Below are 15,497 nucleotides of genomic sequence, written 5' to 3'. Positions count from 1 at the left end.
ATGGCAATGACCGGATATCTGCATCGAAGCTGGTGGATTCTGCTGCTGTACGGCGTGATCGCCGCGATCTTCGGCGTCATGGCGCTGATCAACCCGCTCACCGCCGGCGTGGCGCTGGCCTGGGCATTCGGCATCATGGCGCTGGCCGAAGGGGTAATCAGTGTTGCCGCGCTGTTCGATCGCGACAGCAGCCTGTCGCGCGGCTGGCTGCTGCTGTACGCGGTGGCCTCACTGCTGTTCGGCGTGCTGACACTGATCAACCCGGCCGCCACGGCAGAAGTGCTGATCCTGTTCCTGGCCGCCTGGCTGATCATCGGCGGCGTGTTCCGGATCGTGTTCGCCGTGCGTGTGCGCAAGGCCATTCGCGGTGAATGGCTGATCGCACTCAGCGGGCTGCTGGCCATACTGCTGGGGGCGCTGTTCATCGCCAGCCCGGTGGCAGGGCTGGTGGTCACGACCCTCTGGATCGGCGCCATCGCCATGGTATATGGGGCCCTGCAGATCATCGCTGCATTCCGCGTGCGGCGTCTGGAAAAAAACCTCTGATACTGGTGCGGCGGGCCTGTGCCCGCCGCACCGCAACCCGCCTTCGTTGACAGCCGGCCTCTTTCGTATCACCATCTGTTACATGAATAGAGACAGCAAGCTTTCTTCCGTCCTGCACGTGCTGCTGCACATGGCCCACCACGATGCGCCGATGACCTCGGACCAGCTGGCGGCCTGCCTGCACACCAACGCCGTGGTGATCCGACGCACCCTCGCCGGGCTGCGCGAACAGGGTTATGTGTGCTCGGTGAAAGGCCACGGTGGTGGCTGGCAACTGTGCTGTGAACTGAGCAAGGTCTCGCTGCTGGATATCTACCGAGCCGTCGGCGCGCCGCCTGTGTTCGCCATGGGTCATCGCACGACGAACCCCGCCTGCCTGGTCGAACAGACCGTCAACGGCGCCTTGGATGACGCCTTCAACGACGCCGAAGCGCTACTGGTGAAACGCCTCGGCAGCGTGACACTTGCCGAACTGGCGGCGGATTTCAGCCGGCGACTGGATCAATGCTCCCGGAGATCATCAAGATGACCCACAAGGCCGAGTTTGATGTGATCGTCGTCGGCGGCAGCTACGCCGGCATGGCCGCCGCCCTGCAACTGGCGCGCGCACGCCGTCGCGTGCTGGTGCTCGACGCCGGCCAGCGCCGCAATCGTTTCGCCGCCACTTCGCACGGCTTCCTGACCCAGGATGGCGCATCCCCCGCCGCCATCGCTGAGCGTGCGCGCGAACAGTTGCTGGCGTATCCAACCGTGCAGTGGCGCACCACCACTGCACACGATGCCCGCCAACAGGATTCCCGCTTTCTCGTCACCACCGAGGACCAGGCCACCGTCTCGGGCAGCCTGCTGGTGCTGGCACCGGGCGTGATCGACGAAATGCCGACACTGCCCGGCATCGCCGAACGCTGGGGCAAGAGCGTCTTTCACTGCCCCTACTGCCACGGCTACGAACTGAACCAGGGCCGCATCGGTGTGTTGGCCACGGGCGCACACAGCCTGCATCAGGCGCAGATGCTGCCGGACTGGGGCAGCGTCACGCTGTTCACCAACGGGACCTTTGCACCGGATGATGCCCAGCGCGCTGACTTGCAGGCGCGCGGCGTGGTGATCGAAACTGCGGCCGTGACACGGATCATTGATACCGCCACCGTCTTATTGTCCGACGGGCGCCAGTTACCGCAGGACGGCCTGTTCACGGCCTGCCGCACACGCCCGGCCAGCCCGCTGGGCGAACAGCTCGGCTGCGCCATGGAAGCAGGCCCGCTCGGACCGTTTATTCAGGTTGATGCCCTCAAGGCCACCAGTGTACCGGGGGTGTTTGCGTGCGGTGATGCCGCGCGCGGCGCCGGCAATGTGGCGCTGTCGGTGGGCGACGGCACCCAGGCCGGCGTCTCCGCGCACAGGACGTTACTGTTTTCCTGAGCGGTTCACACCCGCCGTACCGGACCGGGGTACGCGGCCACCTGGCTGTCGCTGGTCAGCAGCAGCACCCCCTCGGCGCTCGCCTGCGCCACCAGCATGCGGTCGAACGGATCACGGTGTAACGGCGGCAGCGCTGCCACCGACACTGCATGCAGGCCGGTGACCGGCAGCTCTTCATAGCCATTGTCCAGCAACCCGCGCCGCAACAGGCGCGGGTCGACACTGAAATCCGCCCGCCCCAGGCCGTGCTTGATGCTGATCTCCCACAGGCTGGCCGCCGAAAACAGCAAGGTGTTGTCAGGATCGCCCAGCAACGCGCGCGCCTGTTCCGAAAGCCGCTCCGGCAGGCCTGCCGCCCACAACAGCAAGTGCGTATCCAGCAGCAGCTTCACGCCTCGCCCTCAAAATCCGCCTGCAGCACCTCCGCCCCCATCCGGTCGAAATCATCCGGCACCCGGATATGCCCGGCCATAAAGCCCAACCGCCGCTGCTCGCGCGGCAACGGCGAATCCAGCGCGGTGACCCGCACCAACGGCCGGCCGGCCTTGGCAATGATGAACGGCTCTCCCCGGGCGGCCTGGTCCACCAGGCGGGAAAGATGGGTCTTGGCTTCGTGGATATTGACGGTTTCCATAATGGCGCCACCAAATAGACTAAGTTCGGTTAGTTTAGTCCTTTCGACAGCAATCTCAAGATGTGTGTAGGCACATGGGGAATGCGGCATCGGCGTATCGTCCCTGCAAAGCATGAACCTGCCAGTCTGCCGCCGCTGATCCGCACACGGCATAGGCTCGATACCCCCGCGCCCGTCAGCCATTGCCGCCAGACGCCGTAAGCCGTGGCTGACCCGTCCCCCCTCGAACCTTGTACACTGGGCCGCTGTCATCGTGGAGGCGGGTTGCACCGACCACGACAGCCCCTCCCCGTCAGTGCGCCACACCGGAGACAAGGCATGACCGATCAGCACGAGTACACCCCACCGAGCGTCTGGACCTGGCAAAAAGAAAGCGGCGGCCGCTTCGCGAGCATCAACCGCCCCATCGCCGGCCCCACCCACGACAAGCCACTGCCGGTGGGTGAGCACCCGTTTCAGCTTTACTCCCTGGCCACACCAAACGGCCAGAAAGTCACTATCCTGTTCGAGGAACTGCTGGAGCTTGGCCATCAGGATGCGGAATACGACGCCTGGCTGATCCGCATCGACCAGGGCGACCAGTTCGGCAGCGGCTTTGTGGACGTGAACCCCAACTCGAAGATCCCGGCCTTGCTGGACCGCTCCGGGCCGGCGCCGATCCGGATTTTCGAGTCCGGCGCGATCCTGATGTACCTGGCGGAAAAATTTGGTGAATTTCTGCCGACCGAGCCTGCGAAGCGAGCCGAATGCCTGTCGTGGCTGTTCTGGCAGATGGGCAGTGCGCCTTACCTCGGCGGCGGCTTCGGGCACTTTTATGCCTACGCGCCGATGAAAATCGAATATGCGATTGACCGCTTCGCCATGGAAACCAAGCGGCAACTGGATGTGCTGGATCGGCGGCTGGCGGAGAGTGAATACCTGGCCGGGGATGACTATACCATTGCCGATATCGCCGTATTCCCCTGGTATGGCGGGCTGGTGCAGGGCTGGCTGTATGAGGCGGCGGAGTTTTTGTCAGTGCATGAATACAAGAATGTGCTCCGCTGGTCCGACGCGATTCTGAAGCGGCCGGCGGTGGTGCGGGGCAGGAAGGTGAACCGGGTGACGGGCAAGCCGTCGAGTCAGTTGCATGAGCGGCATAGTGCGGCGGATTTTGAGACACGCACTGAGGATAAGTTGCAGGGTGGCTCTCGCTGAGAGTTTATCCAGAAGCACGTCATCTATGGCCCGAGCGCTCCGGGCCATAGAGGGCAGCCACAAGCGTGTCGCCCTCTTTTTCCAGCAGCCAGGCATGCCTCACCGCATCCACAACGGCCTCCCAGATGCCCGCCTCGTCCAGCACCGACATCTCCTTTCGCAGCACATTACTCAGTGAGCCGTCGTTCTGCTCAATGGAACGCAACACTCTGTCTGCCTGCACATCAGGCATTTCCACCACTTCTTTCAGCGCAGCACGCGCCCTGGCCTGCCGGCGCAGGTAACGTGACTCGGCCCGCATCTGTTCCGAGACAGTGCGCGTCAGAATCGCAGCGAGGTACTCGACATGTCTGCCCAGATCGGGATAACGCCAGGCTGGTCGCGCGAGTAGCTCACCATCAAACGCCAGGTTTGAGACAACGCCATCCGCATAAGTGGTATGCAACGGCGAGAACGACACATGATCACGCACGGCTTCCATCAGCGGCTGCGATACCGTGTCCAGAATCCTGTCGTAGGCGCGTCGCTCACTACTGTCCGCCGAAATCACTGCCGATACGGGCAGAATAATCGGCTCGGAGACCACGCCGTCTCGTCGCAGCACATCGTTGATCAGAAAACGGTGCAGGCGCCCGTTACCGTCTGCCAGCGGATGAATGTAAACAAAACCAAAGGCCGCCACCGCGCTACGCATGACGGAAGACTGCCCTTGTGTTTTTGCAAGAAAGGTACGCAACCCCGCCATCATCTCCGGCACGTCGCCGGCCACTGGCGCCACATAATGCACGACTTCCTGATAGGCAGATGTCTCGCCCACAAACACCGGGGACTGGCGGATACCAAACCGCGTCAGTGTTGTCTTGCCCAATATCTGCTGCTGAAGATCCGCCAGTTCAGCCTCGGCCAGCGGGGACGCCCCCTGCCCGGTGCGCCGTGCCATGACGTCGGCAAATCGCTGAATACGGGTTGCCTGACTCCCTTCACCTTCAATCGCGAAACTGGCCTTGCTTTCCCGCAGCGTCATCCAGGCAGCGGCGCGCAGCAGCAGGTCTTCGCCGAATTCTTCCCTCAAGCCCAGCAGCAATTGACCGACATCCAGAGACATCGCCTGATCAACCCCTTCCGACCTGGCCACCATCGGACAGAAGTGCCGGGTCCCCGGCAGGTTGTCATTGATGCGCCAGCGCCTGACCTTGACGATCTGATCCGCCGAGGCCGCCACCTGCTTGTCAGGATCAATGGCATCTACATAGCCGCCCGCCAGACGTTCAGGCACCTGCAACAGGTCTCCCGTCAACCACTCATAGAGGAAAGCCGCCCTGCGGGCATACTGGCCGGTGGGTTCACTCTCCACCCACGTTTGCACGGGTTGCGGCCCTGCCTGCCCGAAAAGGCGTGCCAGGAACTCCAGGTGGACCACTTCATAACGCAGATGAAATTGCAGATGCGCGGCCAGCGTGGCCGCCGGCCGCATGACCTCCGGGTAGGTCTCAAGCCGGCGCCCATCCGAAATCTCCGTCGCGCGCCGCTTCCCTGCCTGGCTGAGCACTAGCAGCGGGGCAACCGGGGCAATTTTATAGGTACTGGCCAACCAGGCCGCACCGAGGGCATCTACAGGCAGGTCGCTCATGAACTCGCTCTCCGGGAGGGGCAGGCCCTTTCAGAAACGCTGATTAGGGCCGCCGGCGCTCAAAGAACGATCATAATACAAAAAAAACGATCATAGGTACGGCGATTTCACTAAATTCGATCACGTCATGTGGCAGAGTGGGTAATTATTCCCACTCTATTGTAAACAAGACATTTTTATCTTTTATATTCAATGGCTTATTTTCCTGCTAATTGGTAATACCATGAAAAATACCATGCTCAGAAAAGGCTTAACAATATTTTGAAAAATTGCCTACTGAGCGCTGCCGCACAGCTCCATAGGCCGCTTTCCTGGCTTTGCTTCCAGATGTATGCTCTTCTGCTCCTGCAGCTAATGGATCACCGCAAACAGGTTACTCGCCTGGGGATTCCCTTTCGACCCGAGCATCCGTATGAGACTCATGCTCGATTATTATTATTATAGAAGCCCCCATGAATAAATCGCTCATCATTTTCGGCATCGTCAACATAACCTCGGACAGTTTCTCCGATGGAGGCCGGTATCTGGCGCCAGACGCAGCCATTGCGCAGGCGCGTAAGCTGATGGCCGAGGGGGCAGATGTGATCGACCTCGGTCCGGCATCCAGCAATCCCGACGCCGCGCCTGTTTCGTCCGACACAGAAATCGCGCGTATCGCGCCGGTGCTGGACGCGCTCAAGGCAGATGGCATTCCCGTCTCGCTCGACAGTTATCAACCCGCGACGCAAGCCTATGCCTTGTCGCGTGGTGTGGCCTATCTCAATGATATTCGCGGTTTTCCAGACGCTGCGTTCTATCCGCAATTGGCGAAATCATCTGCCAAACTCGTCGTTATGCATTCGGTGCAAGACGGGCAGGCAGATCGGCGCGAGGCACCCGCTGGCGACATCATGGATCACATTGCGGCGTTCTTTGACGCGCGCATCGCGGCGCTGACGGGTGCCGGTATCAAACGCAACCGCCTTGTCCTTGATCCCGGCATGGGGTTTTTTCTGGGGGCTGCTCCCGAAACCTCGCTCTCGGTGCTGGCGCGGTTCGATGAATTGCGGCTGCGCTTCGATTTGCCGGTGCTTCTGTCTGTTTCGCGCAAATCCTTTCTGCGCGCGCTCACAGGCCGTGGTCCGGGGGATGTCGGGGCCGCGACACTCGCTGCAGAGCTTGCCGCCGCCGCAGGTGGAGCTGACTTCATCCGCACACACGAGCCGCGCCCCTTGCGCGACGGGCTGGCGGTATTGGCGGCGCTGAAAGAAACCGCAAGAATTCGTTAACTGCACATTCGGGATATTTCTCTATATTCGCGGTTCAGCAGGCATGTCCCCTTTGAGGGCGACCCGACGACAGGATAATCGACCTTATGGTGCGCAAATATTTCGGCACAGACGGTATTCGTGGCAAAGCCAACGAAGGCGCGATGACGGCGGAAACCGCCTTGCGCGTCGGCATGGCGGCTGGCCGTGTCTTTCGTCGCGGTGACCACCGCCATCGTGTCGTGATCGGCAAGGATACGCGCCTGTCGGGCTATATGCTTGAACCCGCGCTCACAGCCGGTTTCACCTCGATGGGCATGGACGTATTCCTTTTTGGCCCGCTGCCGACAACGTATAGGAAGAATAAACGCCCTTTTCACCCAAGTCCAACAGCTTTGGACCGCAGTTGACTCTTTCGACACCCCTGCGATGCAACCCAATCCGGCTGACGGGGAGCCAGCAACGCTGAAAATTTACCCTCCTCTTTCCCACTAGCGGCTCCTTTTCCGACAACCAGCACGGCGGATCCCTGCCGCGGCGCTGTGAACGCAGCATTTTGATTGGTATCGTTGGCCTTCAGGCTCGTCAGTCAAACAGACCCAGGAGCAGCTCAGCCGGTGGCGCCCGGCTTTCGGGTAACGCCCTGGTCCCGCTGGTTTCGGCTTTGTGCTTCAGGTGATCAAGGATCTGCTTGATCACTATAGGGTCTTCAATGCAGGCGATGACTTTCATGGCGCCGCCGCAGCCGCTGCAGGTCTCGATGTCGATATTGAAAACACGCTTGAGCCGTTGCGCCCATGTCATCGACGCTCGCCGTTGTGCTGGTGTTGCCGGTTCATCAGCCACCCTGACCTTGTTGCCCCTGCCCCGTTTTGCCGGCGTGACCAACGCCCGGTGCCGACTGTTGGGTGCGAACACCCCGTGGAAGCGGGTTAGGTTGACTCTGGGCTTCGGTACCAGGGCGGCCAGCCTTGCAATGAAATCCAATGGTTCGAAAATGACGTGCGTGGTGCCGTCCCGGTACGGCGTCTTGAGCTGGTAGCGCACGTTGCCGCCTCGTGTTAACGACAGCCGCTTCTCGGATACCGCCGGGCGGCTGATGTACCGGCACAGCCGTTCGAGCTTCTTGCGTTCATCGGCCCTGGCCGCCACGCCGGCGTGCAGGCTGGACCCGGCTACCTTGCCAATCCCGTCACCGAACGGATCACCACTGGTCGGCAGAGTTTGCAAAGTGAACACCTTTCGCCCCGCCTGTGAACCGACAGCGATACGGTAAGTGATCGAGTGCCCCAGCAGGGGTGTCATCGGGTCGTCATCCACCGCATCCGAGGCCAGATAGCTGTTTTCGACATCCCGTTCCAGCAGGCCTTGCCGTTCCAGATAGCGACCCACCCGGTGGGCGATGGTGTGCGTCAGCTGGGTGAGCTCTGGGCTGGTCGGCGCCTTGACCCAGCGGAAACGCGCTGAGCCGTGGGATTGCTCGACATACACACCGTCGAGAAACAGCATGTGGAAGTGAACATTCAGATTGAGCGCCGATCCAAAACGCTGGATCAGGGTGACCGCGCCCGTCTTGGCCACTTGGTGGGTATGGCCCGCTTTCTTGACCAGGTGCGTGGCAATGACGCGGTAAACGATGCCCAGCACCCACCCCATGATCTCGGGCCGGCTGGCAAACAGGAAACGCAGCTGAAACGGGAAGCTCAACACCCACTGACGCATGGGTTGTTCAGGCAGTACTTCATCAACCAGCAAGGCGGCACTTTCGGCCATCCGCCGCGCCCCACAGCTCGGGCAGAAACCGCGACGCTTACAGCTGAAAGCGACCAGGTGCTCGGCGTGGCAAGACTCGCAGCGAACCCGTAGAAAGCCATGCTCCAGCCGCCCGCATTGGAGAAATTCTTCAAATTCCCGTTGCACATAGCCCGGCAATTCCTTTCCCTGCTCTGCCATAAGCGCAGCGAATGCCGGGTAATACTCGTCAACGATCTGATAGAGAAGGGTTTGCTCGGGTCGGTGGCTCTGGTAACGACCAGTATCCCGATCCCGGCTGGCCGTCCTGGCCGCCACATGAGGCATGTTCCGCGTCCTTGCAATACTGTGTTTACATACAGTCTATCGCTTAGCGGAAAGTTCTTTTACCCTCAGCCGAAATGCCTGCCGTTGCTAGACATTGCCAGCCAGTGCCCGTCACTCCCACTCAATCGTCGCCGGCGGCTTCGACGACACATCGTACGTCACCCGGCTGATCCCCGGAATTTCATTGATAATCCGGCTCGACACCTTCTCCAGAAACTCATACGGCAAATGCGCCCAACGCGCCGTCATGAAGTCGATGGTTTCCACCGCACGCAACGCCACCACATATTCATACCGACGGGCATCGCCCACCACGCCCACCGACTTCACTGGCAGGAACACGGTAAATGCCTGACTGGTCTTGTGATACAGGCCGGCGGCATGCAGTTCGGTGATGAAGATATCGTCCGCCAGGCGCAGGGTGTCGGCGTATTCCTTTTTCACTTCGCCGAGGATGCGCACGCCCAGGCCGGGGCCAGGGAAAGGATGGCGGTAGACCATGTCGTAGGGCAGGCCCAGTTCCAGGCCGATTTTGCGCACTTCGTCCTTGAACAGTTCGCGCAGGGGCTCGACCAGTTTGAGTTTCATGTGCTCGGGCAGGCCGCCCACGTTGTGGTGGGATTTGATCACGTGTGCCTTGCCGGTTTTGCTGGCGGCGGATTCGATCACGTCCGGGTAGATGGTGCCCTGGGCCAGCCAGTGGGCGTTTGCCAGCTTGGCGGCTTCGGCATCGAAGATATCGATGAAGGTGTTGCCGATGATCTTGCGTTTCTGCTCCGGGTCGCTCACGCCTGCGAGTTTGCTCAGGAAAATGTCTTCGGCATCGACGCGAATGACTTTGACGCCCATGTTCTCGGCGAACATTTCCATCACCTGGTCGCCTTCGCGGTGACGCAGCAGGCCGTTATCCACGAACACGCAGGTGAGCTGTTCGCCGATGGCCTTGTGCAGCAGCGCGGCGACGACGGAGGAATCAACACCACCGGAGAGGCCGAGGATCACTTCTTCATCGCGCACCAGTTCGCGAATCTGGGCGATGGCATCTTCGATGATGTTGTCCGGGGTCCAGAGTTTTTCGCACTGGCAGATATCGCGCACGAAGCGCTCCAGCAGGCGGCCGCCCTGAAGCGTGTGAGTCACTTCCGGGTGGAATTGCACGCCGTAGAAGCGGCGTTCGTCGTCGGCCATGGCGGCGATCGGGCAGGAGTCGGTGCTGGCCGCAATGACGAAGCCACCGGGCACGCCGTCGACGCGGTCGCCGTGGCTCATCCAGACGTCGAGGAAATTGCGGGCGTCCTCTTCGTGATCGACGATGCCGTCGAGCAGGCTGTTGGGCTCGCGTTTTTCGACGCGGGCGTAGCCGAATTCGTGTTTTTCGCCGTTGATGACAGCGCCACCGAGTTGCGAGGCCATGGTCTGCATGCCGTAGCAGATGCCCAGCACCGGCACGCCGAGTTCGAACACGCGCTGCGGGGCGCGCGGGGTTTCGGTCATGGTCACGGTTTCCGGGCCACCGGAAAGAATCACGCCGGCCGGGTCGAAGGCGCGGATTTCCGCGTCATCCATATCGAAGGCCCGGATTTCGCAATAGACGCCGATCTCGCGCACGCGGCGGGCGATCAGTTGGGTGTACTGCGAGCCGAAATCCAGAATCAGGATGCGCTGGGAATGAATGTCTTTCATGGTCTGCAATCCGCTGCGACGACAGGCGTCGTGTTCATCTCGGGTGCCCGGCGTTGGCCGGGCGCGTTCAATGGCTTGTTTACCGTGGATCAGAAAGCAAAAACGGCCGGAGCCAGCCCGACCGATTTTGCCTTCGACCTGCCAGGGGCTATGTACTGTTTCACCCCACCGGGTAGTTCGGTGCTTCCTTGGTGATGGTCACGTCATGGACGTGGGATTCCTTCATGCCGGCGCCGGTAATCTTCACGAACTGCGGTTTGGTGCGCATTTCGTCGATGTCACGGCAACCGGTGTAGCCCATGGACGCCCGCAGGCCGCCCATCAGCTGGTGCACGATGTTGGTCATCGGGCCTTTGTAGGGCACACGGCCTTCGATGCCTTCCGGTACCAGTTTTTCCACGCCGGCGGCCGCATCCTGGAAGTAGCGGTCGCTGGAGTTGGATTTGCCGGACATGGCGCCGAGCGAGCCCATGCCACGGTAGGCCTTGTAGTAACCGCCCTGGAACAGTTCCACTTCACCCGGCGCCTCTTCGGTGCCGGCCAGCAGTGAGCCGATCATGATGCAGCTTGCACCGGCGGCAACGGCTTTAGAGACGTCGCCGGAGAAGCGGATACCCCCGTCGGAAATCAGCGGCACATCATATTTCGCCAGCGCGTCGGCCACTTCGGAAACGGCCGTGATCTGCGGCACGCCGATACCGGCGACGATGCGGGTGGTGCAGATGGAACCGGGGCCGATGCCGACTTTCACCGCGTCAGCGCCGGCTTCCACGAGTGCCACGGCCGCAGCAGCTGTGGCGATGTTGCCGCCAACCACCTGAATGTGCGGGAAGTGTTTCTTGATCCAGGCCACGCGTTCGATCACGCCACGGGAATGGCCGTGGGCGGTATCCACCACGATCACGTCCACGCCGGCATCCACCAGTGCTTCGACACGCGCTTCGCTGTCAGCACCGGTGCCTACGGCCGCGCCCACACGCAGACGGCCCTGGGAATCCTTGCAGGCATTCGGATAGTTGGTGGCCTTTTCGATGTCCTTCACGGTGATCAGGCCGCGCAGGGCGCCGGCTTCGTTGACCACCAGGACTTTTTCGATGCGATGACGGTGCAGCAGTTGCTGTACTTCGTCGGCGCTGGCGCCTTCGCGCACGGTCACCAGGCGGTCCTTGCCGGTCATCACGGCCGCCACCGGCTGGTTGTATTCGGTCACGAACCGGGTGTCACGGCTGGTGACGATACCGACGACGTTGTCGCCTTCCACCACCGGCACGCCGGAAATGTTGTGCGACTCGGTGATGCGCAGCAGCTCGGCCACAGTGGTGTCCGAACTCACTGTGATCGGGTCTTTCACCACACCGCTCTCATACTTTTTCACCATGCGCACATGGCGCGCCTGGTCTTCCACTTCCATGTTCTTGTGCAAGATGCCGATGCCGCCTTCCTGGGCCATGCCGATGGCCAGGCGGTGTTCGGTGACGGTATCCATGGCGGCGGACACCAGCGGGATGTTGAGGCTGATCTCGCGGGTCAGGCGGGTCTTGAGACAGACATCCTTGGGCAGCACTTCGGAGTAGGCGGGTACCAGAAGAACGTCGTCGAATGTCAGTGCTTCTTGCACAATTCTGAGCATAAGGCACCGTAGCTAGTGGGCGAAAATTAAGCGGACAATTATAGGGGTTGGCGGGTTGCGGGTAAATGTCAATCCACTGTCCGCGCGCGCCGTGCCGGAAGCAGGTAGACTTTGCCGCCATGAGCATTGACCCCGATATCCTCGCTGGCCACCCCACGGCGGAACGGCGTGTCTACACCGTCAGCCGCCTGAATCTGGAGGCCCAGGGCCTGCTGGAAGGCAGTTTTCCGCTGATCTGGCTGGAGGCGGAGCTGTCCAATCTGTCGCGCCCGGCGTCCGGCCACCTGTACTTCAGTCTCAAGGATGACCGCGCTCAGGTAACGGCGGCCATGTTCCGCAATCGCAACCAGATGTTGCGGTTCACGCCCCGCAATGGCCAGCAGGTGCTGGTGCGCGCACGGATCACGCTGTATGTGCCACGCGGCAGCTTCCAGCTGGTGGTAGAGCACATGGAAGAAGCCGGTGAAGGCCGCCTGCGCCAGCAGTTCGAGGCGTTGAAGGAAAAACTGCGCGCCGAGGGGCTGTTCGAGAGCGACCGCAAGCGCCCGCTGCCGGCGCTGCCGCGCCAGATCGGCGTGATCACCTCGCCCAGCGGTGCAGTGATCCGCGACATCCTGCATGTGCTCAAACGCCGCTGCCCGCAGATTCCGGTGCTGATCTACCCCGCCGCCGTGCAGGGCCGGGACGCGCCCGCCCAGTTGCGCGCCGCGCTGGCGCTGGCCAATGCGCGCCAGGAGTGCGATGTGCTGATCCTGGCCCGGGGTGGCGGCTCGCTGGAAGACCTGTGGGCCTTCAATGATGAGCAACTGGCACGGGACGTGGCCGCCAGCGGCATTCCGGTTGTCTCGGCGGTGGGCCACGAGGTGGATACCGGCCTGACCGATTTCGCCGCCGATATGCGTGCGCCTACGCCTTCCGCCGCGGCCGAGCTTGTCGGGCCAGACCTGACATTGTTCACGGACCGCCTGAAGGTGGCGCAGCGCCGGCTGGCGCGGCAGGTGCAGTTACATCTGCTGCAACAGGCCGAGCGCCTGACTGCGGTGCGCCGCCGGCTGCGCCACCCGCGTGAGCGGCTGGAGCAGCACGCCCAGCAACTGGATGAACTGGACGCCCGGCTGCAACGGCAAATGCGCCATCAGCTGGCACTGGCAGGCCAGCAGGCGCATCAATTGTCGCGCCGGCTGCAGGCGCAGAACCCTTCTGCGCTGCTGGCCCGCCGCCAGCAGACCCTGGACGCCCTCGCCCGCCGGCTGGTGCTGCCCGCTCCCCGGCAACTGAAGCAGACACAGCGGGAACTGGCGCAACTGGGGCAGCGGCTGCATACCGCCAGCCCGCTGGCAACGCTGGGGCGCGGCTACAGCATCAGTTTCGTGGGGGATACGGCGCTGCGCTCCGTGGCAGCGGTGCAATCCGGCGACCGGTTACGCACGCGGCTGGCCGACGGGGAAATGGAATCCGAGGTGCTGGCAGTTCATCCTACGCAGGATCCGCGCTAGGCGAGCCGCTCCCTACAGCGCCAGTGGGCTGCCCGGGAGGTAACGGGCCACCATGTACAGCAGCTTGCGCCGCTGGAACGGCTTGGCCAGATAATCGTCCATGCCGACCGCCAGGCATCGTTCCCGCTCGCCGGACAGGGCATTGGCGGTCAGGGCAATCACCGGTGTGCGGCGGCGGCTGGTCTTGCGCTCGCGGCTGCGCAGTTGCCGGGTGGCCTCCAGGCCATCGAGCACCGGCATCTGGATGTCCATCAGCACGCAGTCGAAGTCCTCCTGCTCCAGCAGCGCCAGCGCCTGTTCGCCGTTCTCGGCAGTGACGGTATCCAGCCCGGTGCCGCTGAGCATGCGCTGCGCCACCATGCGATTGACCGCGTTGTCTTCCACCAGCAGAACCCGGCCCTTGAGCTCCAGCACCCGCTCTTCGCTGCCGTTGCCGGCGCGCACCAGCGCCCGGGGGCGGCTGTCGACGACGAAGGTGGCGGTGAAGCAGGTGCCCTGCCCCGGCGCCGAGTCCACTTCCAGCCGGCCGCCGAGCATGGTGCACAGGCGCCGGGAGATGGCCAGCCCGAGGCCGGCGCCGCCGTAGCGGCGTGAGGTGGAGGAATCCACCTGCGAGAAGGCGTCGAACAGGCCCTCGAGCTTGTCCCGGGCGATGCCGATGCCGGTGTCGCTCACTGACAGGAACAGCTCCACACGGCTGCTGCCGTGCACCAGCTCGCACCCGGCGCGCACCGTGACGCTGCCCTGGTCGGTGAACTTGATCGCGTTGGCGACCAGGTTACTGAGCACCTGGCGCATGCGGGTCGGGTCGGAGCGCACTTCCAGGTTGGCCAGTGATTCGATGCCGTCCAGCGCCAGTACCAGCCCTTTCTGTTCGGCCAGATAACGGAAATTGGCGATGCAGTTGCGCACCAGTTCTTCCGGAGCGAAGAACAACTGCTCAATGTCCATGCGTCCGGATTCGATACGGGAAAAATCGAGGATGTCGTTGATCACTTCGAGCAGGTGGTTGGTGGATTCCACCGCCGCCGAGGCGTATTCCTGCTGTTCGCGGCTGAGCGCTGTGGTTTCCATCAGTTGCAGCATGCCGAGCACGCCGTTCATGGGGGTGCGCAGTTCGTGGCTCATCATCGCCAGGAACCCGCTCTTGGCCTGGCTGGCGGCTTCGGCCCGCTGACGCGCCTCGCGCAATTCATCCATGGCCGCATCCTGCTCGCGCCGGGCGCGCTCCAGCGCGGCGGCCAGTTCGTTGATGTCGTTCTGCAGGCCGGCCAGTTCACCCTGCAGCGGGCTGGCGCCGCGCACGTGGTAACCGCCACCACGGATCACCCGCACCAGCCGCGACAGCCGGTTGATCGGCACCGAGATGGTGCGCGCCAGCCGGGCAGCAATCCACAATGCCACGATCACTGCCGCCACGGCCGGCGCCAGGCTGGCCAGCAGGATTTCCCGCTGGCGGGCCGCCACAGACGCGTTGGAGAGGCCCAGGCTGACTTCACCAATCACTTCCGGCCGCGCCGGCGGGGCCGGGATCGCATCACTGAACTCGGGCGCAAAGAACAGCGGCTGGCGATAGATGCGGGCCCGGTAGGTGCGCAGTGATTCCTGCCGCTCTTCCGGCTGCGTCACGGCATCGTCGGTTCCCTGATAAAGCAGCACCTGGCCATCGGTATCGGTGTACAGCACGTAGCGTACTTCCGGGTCCTGCAGTGCCAGCCGCGCCTGTTGACGCAAATCTTCGTAGTTGCCGGACAACACACCGTATTCGGACGAGGACGCCAGATGACGCACGATGAAACGGCCTTTGCCGTCGAGTTCGGCTGCCGCATCGCCAAAGCGTTGCCAGGTCAGCAGACCCAACAGCAGCACCAGCAGAATCAGCGCGGGCAGGATGCCCAGCACCTGGAGTTGCTGTTGCAGAGAGCGCATGGGT

General features: G+C 62.5%; 14 protein-coding genes. 7 read left to right on the top strand and 7 right to left on the bottom strand.

Annotation, left to right across the window (positions count from 1 at the left end; translation table 11 throughout):
• From S7S_RS03880 to S7S_RS03870, 3 genes are all read left to right on the top strand, one after another.
• Positions 1–546 (top strand): HdeD family acid-resistance protein, encoded by a 546-nt coding sequence (locus tag S7S_RS03880; RefSeq protein WP_008738128.1) that lies wholly within the window; start codon positions 1–3, stop codon positions 544–546.
• Positions 547–628: 82 nt separating this feature from the next.
• A complete protein-coding gene (locus S7S_RS03875) occupies positions 629–1,075 on the top strand; it encodes an Rrf2 family transcriptional regulator (RefSeq protein WP_035205146.1) in 447 nt (148 codons plus the stop codon).
• On the top strand, positions 1,072–1,968 hold the full coding sequence (locus tag S7S_RS03870) for an NAD(P)/FAD-dependent oxidoreductase (protein ID WP_008738131.1): 897 nt from the start codon (positions 1,072–1,074) through the stop codon (positions 1,966–1,968). The genes S7S_RS03875 and S7S_RS03870 overlap by 4 nt, the downstream gene beginning before the upstream one ends.
• Before the next feature lie 5 nt (positions 1,969–1,973).
• On the opposite strand, the gene S7S_RS03865 is transcribed toward S7S_RS03870, so the two are convergent.
• Complete coding sequence (locus S7S_RS03865; RefSeq protein WP_008738132.1) at positions 1,974–2,360, bottom strand: type II toxin-antitoxin system VapC family toxin; 387 nt, start codon at positions 2,358–2,360, stop codon at positions 1,974–1,976.
• Positions 2,357–2,602 carry a type II toxin-antitoxin system Phd/YefM family antitoxin gene (locus tag S7S_RS03860; protein WP_008738134.1) on the bottom strand — a complete coding sequence of 82 codons (246 nt, stop codon included), beginning with the start codon at positions 2,600–2,602 and terminating at the stop codon, positions 2,357–2,359. Before S7S_RS03860 ends, S7S_RS03865 begins: the two co-directional genes overlap by 4 nt.
• A gap of 318 nt (positions 2,603–2,920) precedes the next feature.
• On the opposite strand from S7S_RS03860, the gene yghU reads away from it, so the two are divergent.
• Positions 2,921–3,799, top strand: coding sequence for a glutathione-dependent disulfide-bond oxidoreductase (gene yghU, locus S7S_RS03855; protein WP_008738136.1), 879 nt, complete (start codon positions 2,921–2,923; stop codon positions 3,797–3,799).
• Between the two features lie 19 nt (positions 3,800–3,818).
• Here the strand turns inward: yghU and S7S_RS03850 are convergent, their stop codons facing one another.
• On the bottom strand, positions 3,819–5,429 hold the full coding sequence (locus S7S_RS03850; protein ID WP_008738138.1) for a Fic family protein: 1,611 nt from the start codon (positions 5,427–5,429) through the stop codon (positions 3,819–3,821).
• A gap of 452 nt (positions 5,430–5,881) precedes the next feature.
• Here S7S_RS03850 and sul2 point away from each other — a divergent pair, with 452 nt between their 5' ends.
• Together sul2 and S7S_RS03840 are read left to right on the top strand one after the other, a co-directional pair.
• The gene (gene sul2 / locus S7S_RS03845) at positions 5,882–6,697 is read left to right on the top strand and encodes a sulfonamide-resistant dihydropteroate synthase Sul2 (RefSeq protein WP_001043260.1); all 816 of its coding nucleotides are present in this window, start codon (positions 5,882–5,884) and stop codon (positions 6,695–6,697) included.
• Positions 6,698–6,783: 86 nt separating this feature from the next.
• Entirely contained in the window at positions 6,784–7,086 is a 303-nt protein-coding gene (locus S7S_RS03840) for a phosphoglucosamine mutase (protein ID WP_000251875.1), read from the top strand.
• A 175-nt stretch (positions 7,087–7,261) separates the two neighbouring features.
• Here S7S_RS03840 and S7S_RS03835 read toward each other — a convergent pair whose 3' ends face one another.
• From S7S_RS03835 to guaB, 3 genes are all read right to left on the bottom strand, one after another.
• Positions 7,262–8,755: an IS91-like element ISCR2 family transposase gene (locus S7S_RS03835; protein WP_001120888.1), complete on the bottom strand. Its 1,494-nt coding sequence runs from the start codon at positions 8,753–8,755 to the stop codon at positions 7,262–7,264.
• Positions 8,756–8,866: 111 nt separating this feature from the next.
• Entirely contained in the window at positions 8,867–10,438 is a 1,572-nt protein-coding gene (guaA, locus tag S7S_RS03830) for a glutamine-hydrolyzing GMP synthase (RefSeq protein ID WP_008738146.1), read from the bottom strand.
• 160 nt (positions 10,439–10,598) lie between these two features.
• Entirely contained in the window at positions 10,599–12,068 is a 1,470-nt protein-coding gene (gene guaB, locus S7S_RS03825; protein WP_008738148.1) for an IMP dehydrogenase, read from the bottom strand.
• A gap of 119 nt (positions 12,069–12,187) precedes the next feature.
• Between guaB and xseA the strand changes: the two genes are divergently transcribed.
• Entirely contained in the window at positions 12,188–13,564 is a 1,377-nt protein-coding gene (gene xseA, locus S7S_RS03820) for an exodeoxyribonuclease VII large subunit (protein ID WP_008738149.1), read from the top strand.
• Between the two features lie 12 nt (positions 13,565–13,576).
• On the opposite strand, the gene S7S_RS03815 is transcribed toward xseA, so the two are convergent.
• Positions 13,577–15,493, bottom strand: coding sequence for a response regulator (locus S7S_RS03815; RefSeq protein ID WP_008738150.1), 1,917 nt, complete (start codon positions 15,491–15,493; stop codon positions 13,577–13,579).
• Between the last annotated feature and the right edge of the window lie 4 nt (positions 15,494–15,497).

The sequence above is a fragment of the Isoalcanivorax pacificus W11-5 genome, assembly GCF_000299335.2.
Lineage (GTDB): Bacteria > Pseudomonadota > Gammaproteobacteria > Pseudomonadales > Alcanivoracaceae > Isoalcanivorax > Isoalcanivorax pacificus.
The sequence above is the reverse complement of the archived record's forward strand: the minus strand, read 5'-3'. Positions and strand labels throughout refer to the sequence as shown.

Coding starts and splice junctions, on each gene's coding strand:
- S7S_RS03880 (WP_008738128.1), top strand. CDS start 1: ATGGCAATGACCGGATATCTGCATCGAAGCTGGTGGATTCTGCTGCTG.
- S7S_RS03875 (WP_035205146.1), top strand. CDS start 629: ATGAATAGAGACAGCAAGCTTTCTTCCGTCCTGCACGTGCTGCTGCAC.
- S7S_RS03870 (WP_008738131.1), top strand. CDS start 1,072: ATGACCCACAAGGCCGAGTTTGATGTGATCGTCGTCGGCGGCAGCTAC.
- S7S_RS03860 (WP_008738134.1), bottom strand. CDS start 2,602: ATGGAAACCGTCAATATCCACGAAGCCAAGACCCATCTTTCCCGCCTG.
- yghU (WP_008738136.1), top strand. CDS start 2,921: ATGACCGATCAGCACGAGTACACCCCACCGAGCGTCTGGACCTGGCAA.
- S7S_RS03850 (WP_008738138.1), bottom strand. CDS start 5,429: ATGAGCGACCTGCCTGTAGATGCCCTCGGTGCGGCCTGGTTGGCCAGT.
- sul2 (WP_001043260.1), top strand. CDS start 5,882: ATGAATAAATCGCTCATCATTTTCGGCATCGTCAACATAACCTCGGAC.
- S7S_RS03840 (WP_000251875.1), top strand. CDS start 6,784: ATGGTGCGCAAATATTTCGGCACAGACGGTATTCGTGGCAAAGCCAAC.
- S7S_RS03835 (WP_001120888.1), bottom strand. CDS start 8,755: ATGCCTCATGTGGCGGCCAGGACGGCCAGCCGGGATCGGGATACTGGT.
- guaA (WP_008738146.1), bottom strand. CDS start 10,438: ATGAAAGACATTCATTCCCAGCGCATCCTGATTCTGGATTTCGGCTCG.
- guaB (WP_008738148.1), bottom strand. CDS start 12,068: ATGCTCAGAATTGTGCAAGAAGCACTGACATTCGACGACGTTCTTCTG.
- xseA (WP_008738149.1), top strand. CDS start 12,188: ATGAGCATTGACCCCGATATCCTCGCTGGCCACCCCACGGCGGAACGG.
- S7S_RS03815 (WP_008738150.1), bottom strand. CDS start 15,493: ATGCGCTCTCTGCAACAGCAACTCCAGGTGCTGGGCATCCTGCCCGCG.